Origin of the sequence: Streptomyces sp. NPDC058195 (genome assembly GCF_042883525.1) — a bacterium.
In the GTDB taxonomy this organism is placed as follows: domain Bacteria; phylum Actinomycetota; class Actinomycetes; order Streptomycetales; family Streptomycetaceae; genus Streptomyces.
Genome location: NZ_JBHVVM010000061.1, coordinates 1 through 2,500 on the forward strand (window position 1 = coordinate 1; position 2,500 = coordinate 2,500).

Consider the following 2,500-nt stretch of genomic DNA (forward strand, 5'->3'; position numbering starts at 1 on the left):
ATTATTTAACGTCGATGATGAAAAGAAGACAACACCAAAAAGCTTCGGAAACAACTTAAAAAAAGTTGTTGACATAAAAGAAGCTGAGTGGTAAGATAATAAAGTTGCTTCAACAAGCGGTAATGATCTTTGAAAACTAAACAAGACAAAACGTACCTGTTAATTCAAAGTTTTAAATAAATCGCACAGCGATGTGCGTAGTCAGTCAAACTACTTTATCGGAGAGTTTGATCCTGGCTCAGGACGAACGCTGGCGGCGTGCCTAATACATGCAAGTCGAGCGGACAGATGGGAGCTTGCTCCCTGATGTTAGCGGCGGACGGGTGAGTAACACGTGGGTAACCTGCCTGTAAGACTGGGATAACTCCGGGAAACCGGGGCTAATACCGGATGCTTGTTTGAACCGCATGGTTCAGACATAAAAGGTGGCTTCGGCTACCACTTACAGATGGACCCGCGGCGCATTAGCTAGTTGGTGAGGTAACGGCTCACCAAGGCGACGATGCGTAGCCGACCTGAGAGGGTGATCGGCCACACTGGGACTGAGACACGGCCCAGACTCCTACGGGAGGCAGCAGTAGGGAATCTTCCGCAATGGACGAAAGTCTGACGGAGCAACGCCGCGTGAGTGATGAAGGTTTTCGGATCGTAAAGCTCTGTTGTTAGGGAAGAACAAGTGCCGTTCAAATAGGGCGGCACCTTGACGGTACCTAACCAGAAAGCCACGGCTAACTACGTGCCAGCAGCCGCGGTAATACGTAGGTGGCAAGCGTTGTCCGGAATTATTGGGCGTAAAGCGCGCGCAGGCGGTTTCTTAAGTCTGATGTGAAAGCCCCCGGCTCAACCGGGGAGGGTCATTGGAAACTGGGGAACTTGAGTGCAGAAGAGGAGAGTGGAATTCCACGTGTAGCGGTGAAATGCGTAGAGATGTGGAGGAACACCAGTGGCGAAGGCGACTCTCTGGTCTGTAACTGACGCTGAGGCGCGAAAGCGTGGGGAGCAAACAGGATTAGATACCCTGGTAGTCCACGCCGTAAACGATGAGTGCTAAGTGTTAGGGGGTTTCCGCCCCTTAGTGCTGCAGCTAACGCATTAAGCACTCCGCCTGGGGAGTACGGTCGCAAGACTGAAACTCAAAGGAATTGACGGGGGCCCGCACAAGCGGTGGAGCATGTGGTTTAATTCGAAGCAACGCGAAGAACCTTACCAGGTCTTGACATCCTCTGACAATCCTAGAGATAGGACGTCCCCTTCGGGGGCAGAGTGACAGGTGGTGCATGGTTGTCGTCAGCTCGTGTCGTGAGATGTTGGGTTAAGTCCCGCAACGAGCGCAACCCTTGATCTTAGTTGCCAGCATTCAGTTGGGCACTCTAAGGTGACTGCCGGTGACAAACCGGAGGAAGGTGGGGATGACGTCAAATCATCATGCCCCTTATGACCTGGGCTACACACGTGCTACAATGGGCAGAACAAAGGGCAGCGAAACCGCGAGGTTAAGCCAATCCCACAAATCTGTTCTCAGTTCGGATCGCAGTCTGCAACTCGACTGCGTGAAGCTGGAATCGCTAGTAATCGCGGATCAGCATGCCGCGGTGAATACGTTCCCGGGCCTTGTACACACCGCCCGTCACACCACGAGAGTTTGTAACACCCGAAGTCGGTGAGGTAACCTTTATGGAGCCAGCCGCCGAAGGTGGGACAGATGATTGGGGTGAAGTCGTAACAAGGTAGCCGTATCGGAAGGTGCGGCTGGATCACCTCCTTTCTAAGGATTTTAACGGAATATAAGACCTTGGGTCTTATAAACAGAACGTTCCCTGTCTTGTTTAGTTTTGAAGGATCATTCCTTCGAAACGTGTTCTTTGAAAACTAGATAACAGTAGACATCACATTCAATTAGTAATGCAAGATATCACGTAGTGATTCTTTTTAACGGTTAAGTTAGAAAGGGCGCACGGTGGATGCCTTGGCACTAGGAGCCGATGAAGGACGGGACTAACACCGATATGCTTCGGGGAGCTGTAAGTAAGCTTTGATCCGGAGATTTCCGAATGGGGAAACCCACCACTCGTAATGGAGTGGTATCCATATCTGAATACATAGGATATGAGAAGGCAGACCCAGGGAACTGAAACATCTAAGTACCCGGAGGAAGAGAAAGCAAAAGCGATTCCCTGAGTAGCGGCGAGCGAAACGGGATAGCCCAAACCAAGAGGCTTGCCTCTTGGGGTTGTAGGACACTCTATACGGAGTTACAAAAGAACGAGGTAGATGAAGAGGTCTGGAAAGGCCCGCCATAGGAGGTAACAGCCCTGTAGTCAAAACTTCGTTCTCTCCTGAGTGGATCCTGAGTACGGCGGAACACGTGAAATTCCGTCGGAATCCGGGAGGACCATCTCCCAAGGCTAAATACTCCCTAGTGACCGATAGTGAACCAGTACCGTGAGGGAAAGGTGAAAAGCACCCCGGAAGGGGAGTGAAAGAGATCCTGAAACCGTGT

General features: G+C 51.1%; 2 rRNA genes (1 of these 2 cut by a window edge). Both read left to right on the forward strand.

Annotated features, from left to right (window positions below):
• The first annotated feature begins 215 nt into the window (after positions 1-215).
• Positions 216-1,765 (forward strand): 16S ribosomal RNA (locus tag ACFVWY_RS35280).
• A gap of 169 nt (positions 1,766-1,934) precedes the next feature.
• Positions 1,935-2,500, forward strand: a 23S ribosomal RNA gene (locus ACFVWY_RS35285); it runs 2,362 nt beyond the window's last position.
• The 16S and 23S rRNA genes sit together here, the layout of an rRNA operon.